The sequence below is a fragment of the Xanthomonas sp. SHU 166 genome, from assembly GCF_000364685.1.
In the GTDB taxonomy this organism is placed as follows: domain Bacteria; phylum Pseudomonadota; class Gammaproteobacteria; order Xanthomonadales; family Xanthomonadaceae; genus Xanthomonas_A; species Xanthomonas_A sontii.
The window spans coordinates 1-715 of the sequence record NZ_AQOJ01001020.1; the positions used below are offsets into that span (position 1 = coordinate 1).

Annotated in this window: 1 protein-coding gene; it reads right to left on the bottom strand. The window is 75.5% G+C overall.

The genetic code is table 11. The annotated features are described in order from the left end of the window. The coding region (locus D180_RS22385) for an Hpt domain-containing protein (RefSeq protein WP_043091574.1) at nucleotides 1–715 on the bottom strand (715 nt) is incomplete at both ends.

The following is a 715-nucleotide window of genomic DNA, read 5'->3' on the forward strand; positions in this document are numbered from 1 at the left end:
ACACTGGCGCGGTAGCCGCTCAGCGCCAGGCGCGCGCGCGCGAACTCGGCGATCACCAGGGCGACCGCGACCACCGGGCGCTCCAGCGTGCCGGTGCGCACGCCCGACTCGATGCGCAGCGCCGCCGCCGACAGCGCCAGCGCGCCGAGGTTGGCGGCCGAGGACTTCAGCGTGTGTGCGGCCTCGCGCAGCGCGTCGCTCTGCGCCGCCGCCGCAGCCTGCTCCAGGCGCTGGATCAGCAGCGGCGCATCGGCCAAGAACAGCTCGACGATCTGCGCCACGCTGGCCGAGCCGATGACCTCGCGCAACTCGTCGAGCACGGCGATCTCCAGCACCGGCGCCGGCACCGCTGAGGGCGGTTCCGGATCGTCTGCCTCCGGCGCGGCGAGCGGCAGCGTCGACGTTGCGGTGGCGCCGCGCGATGCCAGGTCCTGTTCCAACGCAGGCGCTGCCGGGGGGACGTCGAGCGTGGCGTGATCGGGCGATGGCAGCGAGGCGGTCGACGTGGTGGTGGGGCTGGACGCCGTGGCGGCGTCCGTCGTGTGCTGGGTGGTGTGGCGGGTGTCCTGCGCTTCGACGTGCACCGCGTCGGCGAGCGCATCCGCCGTTGGCCCGCTGGCGATCGCCGCGGACCCGTCCGCGGCTGCATCCGCCTCCGGCGCGAACGCCGTGCTGGCCGGCGCGACCGCCGGCTGCAGCGGCAGCCAGCGCTGCA